The sequence below is a fragment of the Fictibacillus sp. NRS-1165 genome, assembly GCF_050468105.1.
Classification (GTDB): domain Bacteria; phylum Bacillota; class Bacilli; order Bacillales; family Fictibacillaceae; genus Fictibacillus_C; species Fictibacillus_C terrinigri.
The window spans coordinates 40,769-57,587 of record NZ_JBDPNU010000020.1 but is presented as its reverse complement, the minus strand read 5'-3'; the positions used below and the strand labels follow the sequence as shown (position 1 = coordinate 57,587).

General features: G+C 43.0%; 24 protein-coding genes. 14 read left to right on the top strand and 10 right to left on the bottom strand.

Going from position 1 to position 16,819, the window contains the following annotated elements; translation table 11 throughout:
* Positions 1–150 precede the first annotated feature (150 nt).
* The gene (locus ABHN01_RS08885; RefSeq protein ID WP_429875225.1) at positions 151–1,032 is read right to left on the bottom strand and encodes a peptidylprolyl isomerase; all 882 of its coding nucleotides are present in this window, start codon (positions 1,030–1,032) and stop codon (positions 151–153) included.
* A 210-nt stretch (positions 1,033–1,242) separates the two neighbouring features.
* On the opposite strand from ABHN01_RS08885, the gene ABHN01_RS08880 reads away from it, so the two are divergent.
* The 3 genes from ABHN01_RS08880 (at position 1,243) to ABHN01_RS08870 (ending at position 1,693) form a co-directional block, all read left to right on the top strand.
* Positions 1,243–1,341 carry a YjcZ family sporulation protein gene (locus tag ABHN01_RS08880; RefSeq protein WP_290401847.1) on the top strand — a complete coding sequence of 33 codons (99 nt, stop codon included), beginning with the start codon at positions 1,243–1,245 and terminating at the stop codon, positions 1,339–1,341.
* A 111-nt stretch (positions 1,342–1,452) separates the two neighbouring features.
* A complete protein-coding gene (locus tag ABHN01_RS08875; RefSeq protein WP_082316024.1) occupies positions 1,453–1,548 on the top strand; it encodes a YjcZ family sporulation protein in 96 nt (31 codons plus the stop codon).
* Positions 1,549–1,609: 61 nt separating this feature from the next.
* Entirely contained in the window at positions 1,610–1,693 is an 84-nt protein-coding gene (locus tag ABHN01_RS08870; protein WP_290401939.1) for a YjcZ family sporulation protein, read from the top strand.
* Positions 1,694–1,742: 49 nt separating this feature from the next.
* On the opposite strand, the gene ABHN01_RS08865 is transcribed toward ABHN01_RS08870, so the two are convergent.
* The gene (locus tag ABHN01_RS08865; RefSeq protein WP_290401846.1) at positions 1,743–1,928 is read right to left on the bottom strand and encodes a hypothetical protein; all 186 of its coding nucleotides are present in this window, start codon (positions 1,926–1,928) and stop codon (positions 1,743–1,745) included.
* Between the two features lie 90 nt (positions 1,929–2,018).
* Between ABHN01_RS08865 and ABHN01_RS08860 the strand changes: the two genes are divergently transcribed.
* Positions 2,019–2,588 carry a YpmS family protein gene (locus ABHN01_RS08860; protein WP_429875224.1) on the top strand — a complete coding sequence of 190 codons (570 nt, stop codon included), beginning with the start codon at positions 2,019–2,021 and terminating at the stop codon, positions 2,586–2,588.
* A gap of 104 nt (positions 2,589–2,692) precedes the next feature.
* Positions 2,693–3,034: a DUF1878 family protein gene (locus ABHN01_RS08855; protein WP_429875223.1), complete on the top strand. Its 342-nt coding sequence runs from the start codon at positions 2,693–2,695 to the stop codon at positions 3,032–3,034.
* Here ABHN01_RS08855 and ABHN01_RS08850 read toward each other — a convergent pair.
* The gene (locus tag ABHN01_RS08850) at positions 3,025–3,609 is read right to left on the bottom strand and encodes an HTH-type transcriptional regulator Hpr (RefSeq protein WP_429875222.1); all 585 of its coding nucleotides are present in this window, start codon (positions 3,607–3,609) and stop codon (positions 3,025–3,027) included. The two genes, ABHN01_RS08855 and ABHN01_RS08850, sit on opposite strands and share 10 nt — an antisense overlap.
* 207 nt (positions 3,610–3,816) lie before the next feature.
* Positions 3,817–4,176: a YtxH domain-containing protein gene (locus tag ABHN01_RS08845; protein ID WP_429875221.1), complete on the bottom strand. Its 360-nt coding sequence runs from the start codon at positions 4,174–4,176 to the stop codon at positions 3,817–3,819.
* Positions 4,177–4,329: 153 nt separating this feature from the next.
* Between ABHN01_RS08845 and ABHN01_RS08840 the strand changes: the two genes are divergently transcribed.
* Together ABHN01_RS08840 and ABHN01_RS08835 are read left to right on the top strand one after the other, a co-directional pair.
* Positions 4,330–4,524 carry a hypothetical protein gene (locus ABHN01_RS08840; RefSeq protein ID WP_290401841.1) on the top strand — a complete coding sequence of 65 codons (195 nt, stop codon included), beginning with the start codon at positions 4,330–4,332 and terminating at the stop codon, positions 4,522–4,524.
* Positions 4,525–4,622: 98 nt separating this feature from the next.
* Complete coding sequence (locus tag ABHN01_RS08835; RefSeq protein WP_429875220.1) at positions 4,623–5,039, top strand: YkvA family protein; 417 nt, start codon at positions 4,623–4,625, stop codon at positions 5,037–5,039.
* Positions 5,040–5,079: 40 nt separating this feature from the next.
* On the opposite strand, the gene ABHN01_RS08830 is transcribed toward ABHN01_RS08835, so the two are convergent.
* The 3 genes from ABHN01_RS08830 to ABHN01_RS08820 all read right to left on the bottom strand — a co-directional run bounded on the left by ABHN01_RS08830 (position 5,080) and on the right by ABHN01_RS08820 (position 7,321).
* Positions 5,080–5,610, bottom strand: a complete 531-nt coding sequence (locus tag ABHN01_RS08830) for a tryptophan transporter (RefSeq protein WP_429875219.1) — start codon at positions 5,608–5,610, stop codon at positions 5,080–5,082.
* 116 nt (positions 5,611–5,726) lie between these two features.
* Positions 5,727–6,812, bottom strand: a complete 1,086-nt coding sequence (gene serC / locus ABHN01_RS08825) for a 3-phosphoserine/phosphohydroxythreonine transaminase (protein ID WP_429875218.1) — start codon at positions 6,810–6,812, stop codon at positions 5,727–5,729.
* Between the two features lie 80 nt (positions 6,813–6,892).
* Positions 6,893–7,321 (bottom strand): HIT family protein, encoded by a 429-nt coding sequence (locus ABHN01_RS08820; protein WP_429875217.1) that lies wholly within the window; start codon positions 7,319–7,321, stop codon positions 6,893–6,895.
* 459 nt (positions 7,322–7,780) lie between these two features.
* On the opposite strand from ABHN01_RS08820, the gene ABHN01_RS08815 reads away from it, so the two are divergent.
* The 3 genes from ABHN01_RS08815 to ABHN01_RS08805 are packed head-to-tail and all read left to right on the top strand — an operon-like array spanning position 7,781 to position 10,541.
* A complete protein-coding gene (locus ABHN01_RS08815) occupies positions 7,781–8,524 on the top strand; it encodes an ABC transporter ATP-binding protein (RefSeq protein WP_429875216.1) in 744 nt (247 codons plus the stop codon).
* Positions 8,524–9,738 carry an ABC transporter permease gene (locus tag ABHN01_RS08810; protein WP_429875215.1) on the top strand — a complete coding sequence of 405 codons (1,215 nt, stop codon included), beginning with the start codon at positions 8,524–8,526 and terminating at the stop codon, positions 9,736–9,738. Before ABHN01_RS08815 ends, ABHN01_RS08810 begins: the two co-directional genes overlap by 1 nt.
* Positions 9,739–9,782: 44 nt before the next feature.
* Complete coding sequence (locus ABHN01_RS08805) at positions 9,783–10,541, top strand: EcsC family protein (protein ID WP_429875214.1); 759 nt, start codon at positions 9,783–9,785, stop codon at positions 10,539–10,541.
* Positions 10,542–10,606: 65 nt separating this feature from the next.
* Here the strand turns inward: ABHN01_RS08805 and ABHN01_RS08800 are convergent, their stop codons facing one another.
* Positions 10,607–11,038, bottom strand: a complete 432-nt coding sequence (locus tag ABHN01_RS08800; RefSeq protein ID WP_290401833.1) for a ferritin-like domain-containing protein — start codon at positions 11,036–11,038, stop codon at positions 10,607–10,609.
* A 147-nt stretch (positions 11,039–11,185) separates the two neighbouring features.
* Here ABHN01_RS08800 and ABHN01_RS08795 point away from each other — a divergent pair, with 147 nt between their 5' ends.
* The 3 genes from ABHN01_RS08795 to ABHN01_RS08785 all read left to right on the top strand — a co-directional run bounded on the left by ABHN01_RS08795 (position 11,186) and on the right by ABHN01_RS08785 (position 12,790).
* Positions 11,186–11,665 (top strand): type 1 glutamine amidotransferase domain-containing protein, encoded by a 480-nt coding sequence (locus tag ABHN01_RS08795; RefSeq protein WP_429875213.1) that lies wholly within the window; start codon positions 11,186–11,188, stop codon positions 11,663–11,665.
* 22 nt (positions 11,666–11,687) lie between these two features.
* Positions 11,688–12,026 carry a DUF3243 domain-containing protein gene (locus ABHN01_RS08790; protein ID WP_290401831.1) on the top strand — a complete coding sequence of 113 codons (339 nt, stop codon included), beginning with the start codon at positions 11,688–11,690 and terminating at the stop codon, positions 12,024–12,026.
* Between the two features lie 83 nt (positions 12,027–12,109).
* The gene (locus ABHN01_RS08785) at positions 12,110–12,790 is read left to right on the top strand and encodes a phosphatase PAP2 family protein (protein WP_429875212.1); all 681 of its coding nucleotides are present in this window, start codon (positions 12,110–12,112) and stop codon (positions 12,788–12,790) included.
* Positions 12,791–12,793: 3 nt separating this feature from the next.
* Here the strand turns inward: ABHN01_RS08785 and ABHN01_RS08780 are convergent, their stop codons facing one another.
* Both ABHN01_RS08780 and ABHN01_RS08775 read right to left on the bottom strand, forming a co-directional pair.
* On the bottom strand, positions 12,794–13,684 hold the full coding sequence (locus tag ABHN01_RS08780; RefSeq protein ID WP_429875211.1) for a diacylglycerol/lipid kinase family protein: 891 nt from the start codon (positions 13,682–13,684) through the stop codon (positions 12,794–12,796).
* A gap of 121 nt (positions 13,685–13,805) precedes the next feature.
* Entirely contained in the window at positions 13,806–14,306 is a 501-nt protein-coding gene (locus tag ABHN01_RS08775) for an antibiotic biosynthesis monooxygenase family protein (protein WP_429875210.1), read from the bottom strand.
* Between the two features lie 228 nt (positions 14,307–14,534).
* On the opposite strand from ABHN01_RS08775, the gene ABHN01_RS08770 reads away from it, so the two are divergent.
* A complete protein-coding gene (locus ABHN01_RS08770; protein WP_429875209.1) occupies positions 14,535–16,670 on the top strand; it encodes a transglycosylase domain-containing protein in 2,136 nt (711 codons plus the stop codon).
* Positions 16,671–16,819: the final 149 nt, after the last annotated feature.

The window sequence follows — 16,819 nt, the reverse complement described above, 5'->3', positions numbered from 1 at the left end:
TTGTGTCTAAAAATACGGGGCCAAACCGGTTTTTCCTCTGTTACTCACGGTTTTACGAACTTTACTCACCAATCATATCATTTTCACAAAAGAGCATACCTCGCCAAAACAGGGTGATTCCTGAAAGGAATCACCCTGTTTTGCATCTCATTATTGCTGTGGCTGTGTTGGCATTTGAGTGTTTTGCTTTTTAAGTGCGTCTTTTAGATCCTTATCTTTGATCTTAATGTCAGCATCTTTTTGAAGCTTCGTGATAACTTCATCAGTTGGCTTCGCTTTTTGCTGCTTCAATTCTTCGCTGATTTGTTTCTTTTTATCTTCGAACTTGTTCGTCTTCTTGTCTACGACTTTGATAATATGGTAGCCGAATTGAGACTTAACAGGATCGCTGACTTGGCCAGGTTTCAATTTGAAGGCTACTTTATCAAATTCAGGCACCATTTGGCCTTTACCGAAGAAACCAAGGTCTCCGCCTTTGGATTTAGAGCCTGGGTCTTTAGAATACTTCTCCGCAAGTTTAGCAAAGTCCTCGCCCTTATCCAGTTTCGCTTTGACTTCATCAGCTGTTTTCTTGTCATCCACAAGGATATGGCTGGCTTTTACTTCTTCTTTATATTTCTCGTTAAATACTTTTTTCATTTCAGCGTCGGTTACTTTTACACCGTCAGTCGCTGCTTTTTTGTTTAGAAGCTGTGTCTTCACTAGTTTTCTTAAGTCTTTTTCATTCTTGATGCCATTTTGTTGAAGTGCCTGCTTGAACTGGTCTTCACCGCCAAGCTGTTTTTTGATGTTGGCGATCTCTTTGTCGATCTCTTTATTAGTAACCTTGTACTCTTTTTCGAGAAGTTTGTTATCTACCATTTGCTTAAGGACTTGATTTCCGTACTGTGCCTTAAGCTCATTGTAGAATTCATCCTTGGTGATGTCTCCAGCTTTGGATTCCACAACCTTCTCTGATCCTGCACCGGAGTTACACGCTGACAGCGATAAGACTCCCGCAGCAAGTCCAAGGGATAATAACCATTTTTTCATCTGACACACTCCCACTGTTCGAGTAATATTTTCACAGTATCTACTATAGCATAAACATTGGACAAAATCCTATTCATACTCGGAATTATGAGAAAAATTACACATATTTACTGTTATATCAGCAAGGAAATTTTTCAAAACCGTGACATTCGTCTAATCAAACCTAGACATATCACTATATGATGTGGAGAAGAAAAAAGGAGGAGATAGATGATGGGATGCGGTGCTGGTTTTGGACATAGCTTTTTAATTCTGGTCATTCTTTTCATTTTATTGATAATTATTGGATGTACTTGCTTCGTATGGTAAGGACAAGGAGTTAGGCAAGAGTTTAAAATTTCTTTTGGTTTTCAGGCAATAGCCTAAGCGCCCGCGGAATAGGCTGCATAGGATAGCGTAAGAAATAAAGGAGGTGGCATCATGGGTTCTACACATGGAAGAGGCTTTGCGTTAATCGTTGTGTTGTTTATTCTGTTGATCATCGTCGGTTGTGTATGTTGGGGAGGCTGGTGCTAAGTAAGCACGGGCTGTGATAGTAGTAAACTGGGGGCTTTTTTTCTGCTGAGGAGGTAATATAATGGGCGGTGTTTCTGGCGGCTTTGAGCTGATTGTTGTATTGATAATCCTACTCATTATTATCGGATGCATTTGTTTCTGCTAATGAAAACAAGAGAGGAGCGGTAACAGCCGCCCCTCTTGTTTTCATTAATTTAATATGTATAGATATTTTCTACATAGGCACTGATTAAAAGGATGGTAATCAGAACATTTATCGTACGGAACACATTGGGCTGTGTTTCAGCCGGTATGGATTTGCGAGAACATAGTTCATTGGTGAGGAGATTAAAAACAAATAAAAAAACGGGGGCAAGAATTACAAATATGATATCTGGCATGTTACAATACCTCCATAAAAAGCTACCATTCTTACTTTAACAAAAGTTGGAGAATAAGAATAGGAAAAAGCAACGTTATGGAGGACGAAAATGAATAACAAATGGAAACTGAGCTTCCTTGCCCTGGCTGCTGTTATCGTTATTGTGATTGTTGTTGTGGCCTCACTGTTATTTTCAGGGGGGGAGAAGGGCTTTGATCGGGCCGGACAAGCAGGGGACTCTCTGACAGGCAAAAAATTATTCACGATACATACCGGCAAAGAACAGGCTGCCTTTTTAATGAACAAAGAAATAGAAGAACAAAAAAATTTGGATCTTAAGGTAAGGCTTACGGATCAGATGAAGCTGTTCGGGCGTGTAGATGTTTTTGGACGTGAAATCGTATACCAGATGTCCCTTGAACCAGAAGTGCTGCCTAATGGAGATCTAGCCTTACATGAAAAAAACGTGCAGGTTGGACGGTTAAATCTGCCAGGTGAGCAAGTGCTTAATCTGGTATCAAACAGTGTGAAACTTCCAAAATGGGTGAAAGTATATCCGCAGGAAAAAGTGATCCATGTCCAGCTGACCAAAATGGACAACAAAAAGCATATCAGAGTAAAAGCCAAAGAGGTCGATCTGCCGAATAACAATATTTCAATCGACGTGTTTGGAAAATAATCGAATGGAGAATTTTTGAAGAAAAGAAGAAAGCCGCCTTACAAAAAAGGCGGCTTTACTATACAATAGAAACTAAAGATCGACTATAAGAAAGCAGGATGAAGATGGAAACGATTGAAGAACGTGTTGAACGGCTGGAATACTATAACCGGCTTACTGTACAATCGATAAATTTAAGGACATATCCCTTTTATACGCTGGTGATGGAAAAACATCTGAGCGAAGTCGAAGTGGGAGATGTCCTTTCATTGTGCGATGAACTCCAACGACGTTTTGAGGTCCAGAAAGAGAGCGGTTATGTGCAGTACCTGCCTCTACTTCTCCATTTTGCAGGAATGCTGAATTCGAAACTGAAGCCGAGAGAAACCATTCAAGCTCTCCGTACCCAAGGCGTCTATCCTGAGCTTATGGATAAGCTGTATGATTTGGCGCGGCGTTACGAGTGAACGCCGGCCAGCTTAGGAGTGATCGGAATAACGTTGTTAGGTGTTTTCTCCTCCATGGTTTCTTCAATTTTCATCTCCAGCTTGTTGAAGATCGTCATGAAATCTTCTCCGTACAGGTTACGGATCATGCACATGATTTCAGGGAAGTCAGGGAACTTACCGTAGAGCTCCTTGATCGGCAGTGCTGAGGAAAAGACGCCAAAGCTTGCCGGATCATACGTTTCCATCGTTTTCAAGAGAAGCTCTTCACCCTTATCTGTCAATTGAATGTATGTATTTCGCTTGTCATTTTCCTTTTTTGAAAATGAAAGGTAGCCTTGCTCCTCCAGTTTTTTTGAAAAGTTAAATGCCGTAGATACATGCATAACCCCGAATTTTGCAATATCGGAAATGCTTGCGCCTTCTAATTGATGAGCAATCCACAAAATATGATGTTCATTGATGTTTAATCCGTAATCCTTAATCCAATTCTGCCAGTCTTTTTCTACACTTTTCCATAATGCTTTGCTGATCTGTGCGAATTTATGACTGAAAATCATGGCTTCCTTTACACTGTACAAATTATCCTTTTCCATACTAAATGCCCTCCATTACTACATATAAGAACATCAATCTATCCCTCATTATGCCAGTATTTCCTAAAATAAGAAAGTAAAATTTTTCAAAACTCAAAGAAAAATTGGTAATAAAGGCATATAACTTAAGTATGATAACAGATGGAAGATCATAATTGCTGAATAATAAAGAAATCTCCCGTTCAAGGGAGATCCTCAATTGTACAGTTAACGATTTGCCAATGACGCTTTGCTTTCCTCGAGTGTGTCCTGAATTTCTTTTACGTTTTCCTGGATGCTTTCCATATTCGGCTGAATCTCTTCCTTCCAATCATCGATATCCTTTTTTATGTCAGCGGAAGCCTGTTTGAACGCTTCTTTTCCTTCTTTGGAAACAAACATTATTTTTTCCTTAAGCGTGATGCTTTCACGCTTCATTTTAGAAACAGAGTTTTTTAATTTGTTTGCACTGTCTTTAATGTCCTGTCTGATGTCCTTTCCTGACTTGGGTGCGGACAGCAGAGTAGTTGCTGCTGTAACAATTGTTCCGATGGCAAAGCCGTACAGTAGAGATTTTGCTTTAGACATGATTTACTCCTCCTCTTTTATACTTAGTATTACATTCTTGGTGGATCAGATGAATTCCTATCGAGAAATTTCCCGAAATCATAAATATTTAACGATGATTTTCGGCATGATTGGACAGGCACCTGCATATCTATAATATGGGGGGGATGGACCATGGATTGGAATATCATATTATTGATGTTTGCGGGCCTGCTGTTGATAATGCGAATGATGTACTCCTTAAACACTACCCGCCGATATTCTTTTCGTAACACATTGATTATAAAAAGGAGAAAATCAGCATTTATTTTCGGTTTGATCGGAATCGCAGGGCTGGTCGGCTGTTTGCTGACCTTTGTCACAAAATAACGAATCATAGGGAAAGCTGATTCTTTTTGAATCTGCTTTTTTATGTTAGAAATATATTAGATAAAGGTATAATAACAACAAGTCAGGAGGAGGGTATTATGGAGCGTCACACAATCGGTAATTATTTTAACAGAATGAAAAGCAAGGCTTCGGTCATCCTGGATGATGACCATCAAACAGGTGAACTGATCACCAATGCCGAGAAGAAAACACAATCTGCGCAAAGCAACAGCGGCTTGTGGGAACTCACTTCACAGGTAAAAGCTTTAATCAGGCTGGTCAAGCATTATCGGGACGGTTCATACCGGCATGTATCTAAAAAATCGATGATGCTCATCGTTGCGGCCCTGCTTTATTTTGTCAGTCCAATCGATGCTGTTCCAGATTTTTTGGCAGGAATCGGCCTTTTGGATGATGCTGCTGTGTTAGCCTTTTTATACAAGACGATCAAAAAAGAAATCGATCATTACATGGCATGGGAAGAAGAAGAGCAAACGATAAAGCCGGCACCTTAAGATCAGGTACCGGCTCTTTTTTATTGCAATAATATTTAGATTACGCCTGAATCTGTTTCGATTGTGCTGGCATGGAACGCTTTCTGATGCTGTGTGCGACCGGGTACAGAACGAACATGACGACGCTGTTTACAGCAGCTGTCGGCAATACGACCGCCAGGAAGATCGATAAGAAGGTTCCAGGCAAACCGGCTACGAGTAGAGCCGTTGCAAGGAAAATTGACCCGCTCACAAGGGTTCCAGCAAAAGTCAAAACAGCAGCGGTCAAAGCATTTAATTTATAACGTGAAACGAAAAGGAATAATCCTAAAAAAACAAGTGCGGTAATGGGTTTATCCACCAGGTTCGCAATCTGCCCGCCTGGGAATGTAGTTGTGATGGCTGTAATAACACCGGTTGCCAGCGCAGCTACAATGACGTTAGACAGCGTTGGGAACATGATAATGGTTAGAAAAAGCATGGTAAGCATCATATCAGGCCTCATGCCTAAAAAGAAGGGCGGCATAATGGCGTGAAGAACATACCCCAATGCCAGTAGAACTCCTGTTAATGCTAAAGATTTAGTTTTCATGACTCATCTCTCCTCTACTCAACTCTTAAGTTTCTTTCATAGGTGCACTACTGCCCTATGCAAAGAAGTTACTCTTATCTTAACAAATCTAGAGCTTTTTGAACAGTACATAAAGCCTATTCCTCATGTTTTTTCTGGAAATTCACCATGAAATCCCTTAGTGCTTGGCAGGCTTCGAGCGGAACGGCGTTATAAGCGGATGCTCTGCATCCTCCGATTGAACGATGGCCGGCCAATCCGTAAAATCCTTGAGCTTCTGCTTCTTTTAAAAATTGTTTCGTCAGCTCTTCGTTTTTTAAGGTGAACGTAATGTTCATCAGTGAACGGCTGTTCTTAGCTGCATGCCCTGAGTAAAAACCTTGGCTTTCATCGATAGCGTCATAGATCAGCTGCGCTTTTTCTTCATTGCGTTTTTCGAGTGCCTCCAGACCGCCATGTCCCTTGGCCCATTCGAGAACGAGCTTCAGAAGATAGATGGAGAAGGTAGGCGGTGTATTATACAGCGAACGGTTTTTAATGTGTGTCTTATAGGAAAGGATCGCCGGAATCCCTTGATTTGCACGCTCAGCAGCATCCTTTCTGAAAATCACAACGGTGACTCCTGCAGGTCCAAGGTTCTTTTGAGCTCCTGCATAAATAAGGCCGAACTTATTTACCGGAATTCTCCTGCTTAAAATATCACTGGACATATCAGCGATTAAAAAAGGGTGCTCAATGCCCTCAAATGAAGGCCATTGCGTACCATAGATCGTATTATTGGATGTGATGTGGACATACGAATATTCGTCTTGAGACAAAGAAGGCACCTCAGGGATGGAGGTATAATTGCCAGCTTTTCCGGATACGATCTCTTTCACCTCTCCAAATTTGCTTGCCTCTTTTAACGCCTTTTCGGACCATGAACCGGTTAGGATATAGCCAGGCTGTTCATCGGGTCTCATAAAATTCATGGGGATCATCGCAAATTGCAGGCTGGCGCCCCCCTGCAGAAACAGCACTTCGTAATCATCCGGTATGGAAAGCAGGCCCTTTAAGAGGTTTTTGGCTTCCTCATGTACTGCCTCGTAATGTTTTCCACGATGGCTGTGTTCCATAATGCTGATTCCGGTGTCATCGAAGTCCAGAAATTCTTCCTTTGCCTTTTCCAATACCTGACGAGGCAGAGCTGCGGGTCCTGCGTTAAAATTGTAAACCTGTTTCATGAATGCATTTCCTCTCCTTTTTGTGGTCTCAATCCAATGCTGTTAAATAAAAAACTGCCTTCAGGCAGTGATACGATTGTTTATGAAGAAAGACGGGAAGCAATTTTGGTGGAAATCTCGCTGAACTCTTCCTTTGAGTAATCATGAGTTTCCCAAACCGCACCAAAGCCATCTCCTCTGCCATAGCGTGGAATGATATGTACGTGATAGTGAAATACGGATTGTCCCGCAGGTTCTCCATTATTATTCAATACGTTCAGCCCGATCGGATCGAAGGCTTCTTTCACTGCTGAAGCTATGGCAGGAACAGCTGAGAACAGCTTTGCCGCTTCTTCAGAAGGCAGGGCAAAGATATCTTTATAATGATTCTTTGGGATAACGAGAGTATGTCCTTTTGTCACTTGGCTGATATCAAGAAATGCCAGCACGTTTTCATCCTCATATACTTTGTAGCTCGGTATTTCACCTTTTATGATTTTACAGAAAATACAGTTCTCGGCATGCTTCATTTTATCACCTCTGAAAATGTTTTTTCTCATTTTAGCATAAGTACAGAGAATATGTTATTGGAACATTTTGAAATTTGCACAAAGAAAGAGGACCCTACGTGTGTAGAGCCCTCTTCCTTATAGAGGTTAGAGAAGAAAGGAGAACCTGGAAACATACATTCCGATTTTTTGGCGAACACCTCATTCTTTTGGATTATAAGCTTAGGTAAGCAATAATCTTTCCAAGAGAATCATCTCCCTGAAATTGGTTGTTCAAATCGTTATATAGCACCTAAAATCTCCCTCGAAGAAGGGGGGATACCTTCTTCCCTCATAGGTTTGCCAAGTTTCAAAAAGTTTATCCGTAAAAAATTCCCTCGTTGGAAAAGGAAAATGATACATAGTATGATGAAGATAACATGAAGGCGATGATAGAAGACATAAAGAATAGAACAGAGGCTGGGAAAGAAGGGATCAAACATGAAAAAAATTCTTGAAGTCAGGGGGTTATCAGGTGGCTATTCACCTGACAGGCCTGTCCTGCACGATGTTTCTTTTAATGTGCACGCGAATGAGATCGTAGGCCTCATCGGATTGAACGGAGCAGGCAAAAGTACGACGATCAAACACGTATTGGGGCTGATGGAGCCGAGTAAGGGGACCTCCAGAATCAACGGGAAAACCTTTCAGGAAGAGGCGGAGGAGTACCGGGGACAATTATCATACATACCAGAAACACCTATTCTTTATGAGGAGCTCACACTCTGGGAGCATCTAGAGATGACAGCTATGGCATATGGGCTGGAGGAACAGACATTTTTAACTAGAGTAAGGCCGCTCCTCGCAGAATTTAATATGGAAAATAAAATTAAATGGTTTCCTGGACATTTTTCAAAAGGGATGCGGCAAAAGGTGATGATCTTATGCGCTTTTCTGGTGGAGCCTGAACTCTACATCGTTGACGAACCGTTTGTCGGTCTGGATCCGCTCGGTATTCATTCGTTCTTGGAACTGATGGAGAAATTCAAGCAGAATGGAGCCGGCATCCTGATGTCAACCCATATTTTGGCCACTGCCGAACGGCACTGTGACCGATTTATTATCCTGCATGAAGGTAAAATCGCTTTGGAGGGGACTTTAGAGGAACTGAAACATGAAATCGGAAATCCCGCAGCCACACTTGACGAGATCTATATATATGCCAGCAGAGGGAAGAGACCATGATGAATTTTACAAAGATATGGCAAAGAAGAAAAGACCAGTATTTTGCCATCGCTCTCCGTTACTTCCGCTTGATCGGAAACAGCGGGTTCATGCTTTCGCTCTATATTCTGTTTGTCATGGGAAGCTTCTATTATGCCAGGATTCTTAAACAGCTTCCTGATAATTTTCCGGCATCCTGGCTGCTTATCGCTGTGTATGCATACTTGCTGACAAAAAGCCCTGTACGAACCTTCCTGAAAAAGGGAGATCTCGTGTTTCTCCTGCCTGTTGAATCGAGGATGAAGGAATATTTCCGGCATTCCATACGGTATACAGCCGTTATTCAATCTTTTTCCATCGTTTTTTTCTTTTTGGCACTAGGGCCGCTGTTTTCAAGGTTTATCACAGACAACCCCATCGAGATGCTGCTGACTTTGGCTCTGCTGCTGACAGCAAAAGTGTGGAACATCAAAACCTCATGGGAGGAGCAGCGTCTACCTTTTGACCAAACCCGAAGAAATTATATGGTGATCCGTTTGGCTGTAAATGCTGTGTTCCTGTTTCTTCTTTTTCAAAAGGCATATGTGTTCATCCTGGCAATTCTTGCGATCATGTATGTTCTTTCCCACTTTTTTTTCGGATTTATTAAAAAAATGCACGGCTACAAGTGGGAGCATTTGCTTGAAATTGAAAACGGCTTGATGATGAAGCTCTATCGGATTGCCAATCTGTTTACGGATGTTCCACAGCTATCACAAAAGGTAAAACCGAGAAAGTGGCTTACCGCGTTTTCTAAAGTGCCTTATAAACAGAGGCATACGTTTGAAGGCTTGTACCGAAAGACGTTCTTTCGTTCCAACGATTATTTTGGAATCTATATCAGACTCGTTATCATCGGTGGTCTGTTTCTTTTCTGGTTTCCTTCCGGCTGGTGGCATCCTATACTTATCCTGCTGTTTTTGCATGCCACAGGCGTGCAACTGCTGCCGCTTTATAGACATCATAGGGGCAACGTCTGGTTTGAACTATATCCCGTGAAACACGAATGGCGTTTTGAGGCGTTTCAAAAATGGCTTCGTATCCTATTATTGATTCAGGCCTTCCTTTATGTCGCTTTTTTGTTTCTCATAGGTGGAACTTGGATGATCGGCGGGCTATCTGCAGGATCCGCACTCCTTTTTGTCTGGCTGTTTACCGCTTACTATACTAAAAAACAGATTATGCGAGTAATGTAGTAGTAAACAAGCTTGCAAACCGCGGGAGGATTGAGGGGAAGAAGATGAGCAAGTATGAAAGACAGGTGTTGGCTGAACTGAGTCATTGGGAAACAGAAATCAACAAAAATCCATCTTTGTGGGATCGATCGGCCAAGAAGCTGCAAAATCGAATCAATGATCTTCTGCCAGAAAAAGTGCATCAGATGATTACAAAGAGCATTAAAGGAATGGTGCACGGCACCCTGATCGGTTCTGAATATATCTCGAAAAAGCAGCCTCCAGCTCCTCTTTCCTTAAAGGAGAGCGATCAGGCTGCAGATGCATTAATTACCGCTTATCGTCGGACAGCTGCTGTTGAAGGGGCAGGGACCGGCGCGGCCGGTTTTTTGCTTGGCCTCGCGGATTTTCCGATATTACTCGGGATTAAAATGAAGTTTTTGTTTGATACGGCTGGGGTCTATGGCTACGATGTGAAAGATTACCGGGAACGATTGTATATTTTGTATATTTTTCAGCTTACCTACTCAAGTCCATTTAAACGGAAAGAACTCTTTGAGAAAATTGCAAATTGGGACCGTACGATTACAGATTTCCCCACCGAGCAGCTGTATTTGCAGAACATCGATTGGCAATCTCTGCAGCAGGACTACAGAGACCATATCGACCTGGTAAAAATGCTGCAGATGGTTCCCGGTTTTGGTGCGCTGGTGGGAGCTTTTGCAAACTTCCGTTTTTTGGACGAACTCGGAAAGACTGCGAAGAACTGTTTTCGTTTAAGGACGCTCAATCAATTAAAACAAAAAGGCTGGCTGAATGAGTAACGAAAAAACTGCTCCTGAAACCAAACGGTTTTAAGGGGCAGTTTTTTTATTTCGGTGTATTACTATTAAAAACGGTTGTCCTTTAACAGGCGATCCATTTCTTCTTTATGTGTGGTTTCATCGGCAATCATGTCTTCAAGCTTCACAACCAGTTCGGTCATGTTGAGCTTTGATGCCTGATCTTTTCGTTCTTCATAACGGCGGATGGTATCGATCTCCGCATTTCTTGCTTCTTCAAGCATTTGACGCACATCATTTACTGGCTTCACTTCTTTTGGAGTTGTTGTAGGTGTTCCGCCAAGTGTACTGATCTTTTCTGCAAGGTAAAGGGCATGGCCTTGTTCATCACCGATTTCTGATTCAAAAAACGGTTTTAGCACTTGCCGAAAGATTCCTGATACGGTCGCTGCATTGTGATTGTACATAATAATGGCGGAGTATTCGTTGGCTAAGTCTTCATTGAGTCCATCAATTAGTGCCTGTAAATCTTTTTCCATCTTTACATTACCTCCCATGATTCATTCTCGGATATTCTTCCCCGTTTAAATGGAGGATAAACTATAAAAAAGGGGTTTACTAAAGTTTGCAAAAGGAAATGTTAAGGGATGTAGACAGATGAAAATGCGAAGGAGCGTGAATATTCAATGGCGAAAATTGCAACTGTGATGACCAATTTATTTGAAGATGTTGAATATACAGACCCAGCGAAAGCTTTGAAGGAAGCCGGTCACGAAGTGGTAGTGATCAGCTCAGAAAAAGGCAAAAAGATCGAAGGCAAACAAAAAGAAGCAACCGTTACTGCAGATGCAGGAATAGGGGATGTGAGCCCATCTGATTTTGATGCCCTCTTCATTCCGGGAGGCTTTTCCCCTGACCAGCTAAGGGATGATGAGCGTTTCGTCAGTTTCGCAAAAAACTTTGCAGATAACGGAAAACCAATCTTTGCGATCTGCCACGGCCCGCAGCTGTTAATTACAGCAGGCGTATTGAAGGATAGAAAAGTTACAGGCTATAACTCCATAAAAGTGGACTTGATCAATGCTGGAGCAAATTTTGTAGACGAGGAAGTCGCCGTATCCGGAGGGCATTCAACCGAGAATCACTTGCCATTCTTTCAAAATTAAATCAATAAAGGAGTCGAAAGCTATGGGCAATGAAGAAAAGCATATCCTGCATAAAGATGAATCAGTAAATCTAAACAAAGTAGATGACACCGTTGACCGAATTCCTGAAGGCCGGAAAGATGAAATCTTACGAAACTTTTCTGAGTTTAAATCGTATCTTCATACAAGGGTAGCCCTTGGTGAGAAGCTTGGCCTTGACGAAGAAACTCTTGCTAAAGCTGCCCAAAGAGTGGCGGATCATCTGGCGGAGACAGAAGAGCCTCGCAATGCTGAAGAAAATCTTTTGAAAGAGCTGTGGAAGGTTGGCGATGAAAATCAAAGGCATCAGCTGGCACACATGCTGATAAAGCTTGTACAATAGGCGCAGAAAAAGCTGCTTTGCTAACTTAAGCAGCTTTTTTCTATGGTTGATTCAATAACTGATGAAGCAAGAGGTGTTAAATCATGATCCAAAAATGGATGAAAAAAATTTCATTTCCCATCGTGCCGGCAGTGCTGCTTTTGATCGGATTCATTCTGGCGGCCACTGCTATTTATATTTTCGCTTCCCTTTCTGAGGAACTTATCGAGAAGGAGCCCTTTACTTTTGACCCGGTGATTATTCATGCCGTAAGATCCTTTTCATCTCCAGGCCTGGACCGTGTCATGCTGTTTTTTACAGAGATCGGCTCTACGCTTGCACTTGGAATTCTGGTGGTTGCAGGCATGCTCTGGCTGGGATTTAAGAGGCAGAACCTATGGGGGATGGTATTTTTCCTGCTCACTGTCGGCGGAGGAGGCATATTGAATCTGCTGCTGAAGAACGCTTTTCAACGAAAAAGGCCAAACGCAGATCCGCTGGTGGAAGCACTGGGCTTCAGTTTTCCAAGCGGACATGCAATGGGCAGTATGGTGTATTACGGATTTCTAGGCTATTTGGTGGTAAGAAGTAAAAGAAAGTCTCTGCGAAAGGCCTTCTGGACTCTATTATTTGCTGTAGCTATCATTGGGATCGGCATTAGCCGTATTTATCTCGGTGTTCATTATCCATCTGATATAATTGCAGGTTATTCAGCAGGAATGGTATGGCTTCTTCTTTGCATAGCAGCCCTGGAGGCCGTTTATTTTTATAAACGGCTCAGATGATCCTCATGATGGAAAATTGCCGACAATAACAGACAGATACTTTTCCAGGTTAACCATTTCAGCGGGGGTATGAGCGTACCGTTCACCATCACAGTCAATCAATTGACCAGGAGATGCTTTAACCTTAAGTCGGCCCGTTTTATAGTAGTGAATCTCTTCACTGGAAGGAATCTGTTTCAGCAGCTTGGATTGGAGGGCATCCCAAATTAAACGCAGGGATGGTTCTTTCACGATTAAAATATCGAATTTGCCGTCCTGAATGTCGGTATCCGGAAAAAAGGCCCTAACGCCTCCTGTAAATGGACCGTTTCCAACGATGAGCATAGCTGCATCTCCCTGATACGTAAAGTCGGGGCTCTCAATTTCAAGGTTAAACGATTCATAATCTTTGAGTGTCTGGGCCGCTGAAAGGTAGTAGGAGAGCCGGCCGAAACGATCCTTAACCTGGCTGTCTATATTGGTGGAAACTTGTGTGATGAGACCGACACCCCAAAAGTTCAGAAAGTAATCAGCATTGCAATGTCCAACGTCAAGCTGTTCGACCTTATGCTCCAATATCTGTTCCACAGCTTTAAAGGGATCCTGATCCATGCCGATCGCCCTTGAAAAATCATTGCATGTTCCTCCGGGAAGAATGGCAAACAACGGTCGTTTCTTCAAGGGGCAAAGCGCATTAACGAGTTCATAGACCGTTCCGTCTCCGCCGGCTCCGATTACGAGATCGACTTCCCCAGCGATCTTGGTCAGGAATTCTCCGCCATCTCCGACTTCTTTCGTTTCATAAACGATAACTTTACTATATTTTTCTTCTAGCCTTTTAACTACTTCATGTATGTTTTCAACCAGCTTCTTATTTCCGGCATTCGGATTTACGATAATGGCTGCTTTATTCATATCCGCCGCCTCCTTAACTTGTTACTATACATACTTCGAACTATGTTTCGATGTCATCCGGAACAAGCCTGCTGAGCAGAGATCAGTCTGCAGGCTTCTTTAGCGATGGATGAATGACACATTACGACTTAGAAATCACGTTATATTCTTTTACAAACGATGGGCCGGAAAAAAGAGTCTGGGGCAGTCCCTGTCCGTTACCTCTGTTCTTATGCGCTTCAGCATAAGCATCAGACTGCTGCCAGCTCGTAAAGTCACTTTGTGATTTCCAAAGGGTCATCACGATATAAGGATCGTTTTCTTCTGGACGAAGGACCCGGATGGCAGCAAAGCCAGGTTCCTGTTCGACAAGCCCAGCCCGCTGCTTAAAACGTTCTTCGAAGAGCGATCTTCCCTCATCGGTCACTTGTATGTGGTTCAAAACAGCAAAGGACCCGTCCTTCAGTTCTCCTCTTGAGTTTAAAATCTCATAGGCATGGCCTTCTTTGAAGGGGTTATTTCCATCAAGCTCTGCGATCAGTACGGCATCCCCGCTGCTTTCCAGCAGAACCGAATGATCGAGAGCGGCTTCTGGAAGATTTTCTAAATAGTGCTGTGTTCCATACGAGATATATAGCTTCATGTAAACTGCTCCTTATCTTCTTTAATGATTTGAACGGTTTTCATCTCTAATTCATGATTTACCCAAGGCAAGCAAATAATAAACGAAAGCACCACGGAAAGCGGCATAGTTAACGATGTCTTTCTAGCGACTGCAATAAAAAAGAGTTTATCCTTGTTTTAGCGGATTCTGTAATAATATAGTAAAATAAGCAATCAAGTATGGCAGTGTTTGAAAAGAGGTACAGACGTGTTTAAAAACGGAATGCTTGGCATTGGTTTATTAATTGGAATATTAGTAGCGGGGTTCATGGGCTATTTGTTTATACTTATGGCCGGCGATTATGTTGTCGATGATAAGGATCTTGTAATGAGCTCTGCCTCTACACTTGTCGATCTGAAGGGCAATACCATTACGAGGATTTATTCAGAGAACAGGGAGCTGGTCTCAGCAGATGAGATTCCAGATGAAGTCAAGGATGCTTTTGTAGCGGTGGAGGACACCCGATTTTATGAGCATCACGGACTGGATTTTCGCTCGATCGCCCGTGCCGTTTATCGTGATATCGCGGCAGGCCATAAAGTTGAGGGCGGAAGCACGATCACTCAGCAGCTGGCTAAGAACGTTTTTTTGTCTCATGAGAAGTCATTGTTAAGGAAAACGAAGGAAGCCGTAATCGCGATTAACCTTGAACGAAGGTACAGCAAGGACAAAATTCTGGAGATGTATTTGAATCAGATCTATTTTGGCCATGGCGCCTACGGGATACAGGCAGCGTCTAAATTTTATTTCAATAAGGACGTCAGCGATCTGACGGTTGAAGAAGGAGCAATGCTGGCGGGGATGCCCAAGGCACCGAGCTATTACTCTCCCATTGAACATAAAGAGGCTAGTAAAAAAAGAAGAGACCTTGTTTTGGACCTGATGGCGAAGCATCATTTTATTTCGGCCGAACAAGCCGTAAGGGCGAAGGGCAAGACGATCGCTCTCAATATCCATAAGGAAGAGCGTAATCCGGCACTTACTACTTATATTGATATGGTGCTCCATGAAGCGAAGCAGAAATATCATCTTTCCAGGGAGGAGATGAGAAAAGGCGGGTACAAAGTCGTCGTTCCTCTGAAAGAAAGTACACAAGAGGCGATATATCAGACCTTTTTAAAACCCGATTATTTCGTAGGAACAGGGAAGGAGCGTCCTGAAGGAGCCATGGTGCTCATGGATGCTGATACAGGCGGTATTATCGCTGCGCAGGGAGGAAGAGGTTATCTGACCGAGGGCCTGAACAGGGTATATGTTAACCGTCAGCCTGGCTCATCGTTTAAACCTCTTGCGGTTTATGGGCCTGCACTGGAATCGAAAGCCTATAAACCTTATTCCATGCTGAAAGATGAACAGCTGAGCTACAACGGGTATGAACCGAAAAACTATGACGGGCGTTATAGGGGAAGGGTCTCCATGGCAGAAGCGATCCGTGATTCCATCAATGCCCCCGCCGTATGGCTGCTCAATGAAATGGGAATTGATGAATCAAAAGCTTCATTGAAAAAGCTCGGTATGGATATTCCTGATAAAGGGCTCGGAATTGCGCTCGGCGGCCTGGACCATGGTGTTACCCCTTATCAAATGATGTCAGCTTACCGCTCATTTGCACGGGAAGGCAAGACGATCAAGCCGTATGTCATCGCTAAAATCTATGACCGAAACGGTGAGCTTGTCGGTAAAGCGAGCCATAAAGAAAAGAAGGTGTTTAAGAAACAAACAGCGTGGTACATGACCCGTATGCTCCAGGAAGTCGTGGAAAAAGGCACGGGAAGATATGGTTCAGTAAATACAGAGCTGGCGGGGAAGACAGGTACTACTAACTATGAGGGCGTGGCGCATGCCAACAAGGATGCATGGTTTGTCGGTTATACCCCGAAAGTCGTGGGTGCCGCATGGATCGGATATGATAAAACCACAAACGAAAGCTACCTCAATACATCCAGTGAGAAAGCCACCAGGCTTTTTAAAGATGTGATCAATCAGATGCCTTCACAGCGCGGACTGACCTTCAAGAAGCCGAAAGGAGTCAAAGAGCTGGAGCCGCCAGTCGACCTCGTCAAGATCAAGGATCTGAAGGCGGACTTTGCATTGGGATCCTTTGGGGTTCCAGGAATTAAACTCACATGGACGCCATCAAATGATGAACGGCTGCAGTACAAGATCTATTCTGTCAAAGAAGGAAAGGCGACGCACATTGATACCGTTACAGGCAGAGGAAGCTACAACGTATCTCCAAAGTACTTGTTCAGCATGCCGAAGTTTTATGTCGTCCCTCTGAATCCACAGACCGATCAGGAAGGCGAGCCATCCAACACCGTTTCCATGGAGTGGTTCAGATAACTATCTTCAAAGGGTGTGCCAGGCACCGCCTTTCTGGTGCCTGGCACCTTGTTTGCATCCTGTGCCTTGTCAAATTCATGACATTTAAAACCCGATGCTATACATTTATTGTGAATTCTTTTACAATGTTTAATGGATATGGAGCGAAC

What these genes read in the sequence shown, in the direction of transcription:
- ABHN01_RS08885 (WP_429875225.1), bottom strand. Translation starts at nt 1,032, where the DNA reads ATGAAAAAATGGTTATTATCCCTTGGACTTGCTGCGGGAGTCTTATCG.
- ABHN01_RS08880 (WP_290401847.1), top strand. Translation starts at nt 1,243, where the DNA reads ATGATGGGATGCGGTGCTGGTTTTGGACATAGCTTTTTAATTCTGGTC.
- ABHN01_RS08875 (WP_082316024.1), top strand. Translation starts at nt 1,453, where the DNA reads ATGGGTTCTACACATGGAAGAGGCTTTGCGTTAATCGTTGTGTTGTTT.
- ABHN01_RS08870 (WP_290401939.1), top strand. Translation starts at nt 1,610, where the DNA reads ATGGGCGGTGTTTCTGGCGGCTTTGAGCTGATTGTTGTATTGATAATC.
- ABHN01_RS08865 (WP_290401846.1), bottom strand. Translation starts at nt 1,928, where the DNA reads ATGCCAGATATCATATTTGTAATTCTTGCCCCCGTTTTTTTATTTGTT.
- ABHN01_RS08860 (WP_429875224.1), top strand. Translation starts at nt 2,019, where the DNA reads ATGAATAACAAATGGAAACTGAGCTTCCTTGCCCTGGCTGCTGTTATC.
- ABHN01_RS08855 (WP_429875223.1), top strand. Translation starts at nt 2,693, where the DNA reads ATGGAAACGATTGAAGAACGTGTTGAACGGCTGGAATACTATAACCGG.
- ABHN01_RS08850 (WP_429875222.1), bottom strand. Translation starts at nt 3,609, where the DNA reads ATGGAAAAGGATAATTTGTACAGTGTAAAGGAAGCCATGATTTTCAGT.
- ABHN01_RS08845 (WP_429875221.1), bottom strand. Translation starts at nt 4,176, where the DNA reads ATGTCTAAAGCAAAATCTCTACTGTACGGCTTTGCCATCGGAACAATT.
- ABHN01_RS08840 (WP_290401841.1), top strand. Translation starts at nt 4,330, where the DNA reads ATGGATTGGAATATCATATTATTGATGTTTGCGGGCCTGCTGTTGATA.
- ABHN01_RS08835 (WP_429875220.1), top strand. Translation starts at nt 4,623, where the DNA reads ATGGAGCGTCACACAATCGGTAATTATTTTAACAGAATGAAAAGCAAG.
- ABHN01_RS08830 (WP_429875219.1), bottom strand. Translation starts at nt 5,610, where the DNA reads ATGAAAACTAAATCTTTAGCATTAACAGGAGTTCTACTGGCATTGGGG.
- serC (WP_429875218.1), bottom strand. Translation starts at nt 6,812, where the DNA reads ATGAAACAGGTTTACAATTTTAACGCAGGACCCGCAGCTCTGCCTCGT.
- ABHN01_RS08820 (WP_429875217.1), bottom strand. Translation starts at nt 7,321, where the DNA reads ATGAAGCATGCCGAGAACTGTATTTTCTGTAAAATCATAAAAGGTGAA.
- ABHN01_RS08815 (WP_429875216.1), top strand. Translation starts at nt 7,781, where the DNA reads ATGAAAAAAATTCTTGAAGTCAGGGGGTTATCAGGTGGCTATTCACCT.
- ABHN01_RS08810 (WP_429875215.1), top strand. Translation starts at nt 8,524, where the DNA reads ATGAATTTTACAAAGATATGGCAAAGAAGAAAAGACCAGTATTTTGCC.
- ABHN01_RS08805 (WP_429875214.1), top strand. Translation starts at nt 9,783, where the DNA reads ATGAGCAAGTATGAAAGACAGGTGTTGGCTGAACTGAGTCATTGGGAA.
- ABHN01_RS08800 (WP_290401833.1), bottom strand. Translation starts at nt 11,038, where the DNA reads ATGGAAAAAGATTTACAGGCACTAATTGATGGACTCAATGAAGACTTA.
- ABHN01_RS08795 (WP_429875213.1), top strand. Translation starts at nt 11,186, where the DNA reads ATGGCGAAAATTGCAACTGTGATGACCAATTTATTTGAAGATGTTGAA.
- ABHN01_RS08790 (WP_290401831.1), top strand. Translation starts at nt 11,688, where the DNA reads ATGGGCAATGAAGAAAAGCATATCCTGCATAAAGATGAATCAGTAAAT.
- ABHN01_RS08785 (WP_429875212.1), top strand. Translation starts at nt 12,110, where the DNA reads ATGATCCAAAAATGGATGAAAAAAATTTCATTTCCCATCGTGCCGGCA.
- ABHN01_RS08780 (WP_429875211.1), bottom strand. Translation starts at nt 13,684, where the DNA reads ATGAATAAAGCAGCCATTATCGTAAATCCGAATGCCGGAAATAAGAAG.
- ABHN01_RS08775 (WP_429875210.1), bottom strand. Translation starts at nt 14,306, where the DNA reads ATGAAGCTATATATCTCGTATGGAACACAGCACTATTTAGAAAATCTT.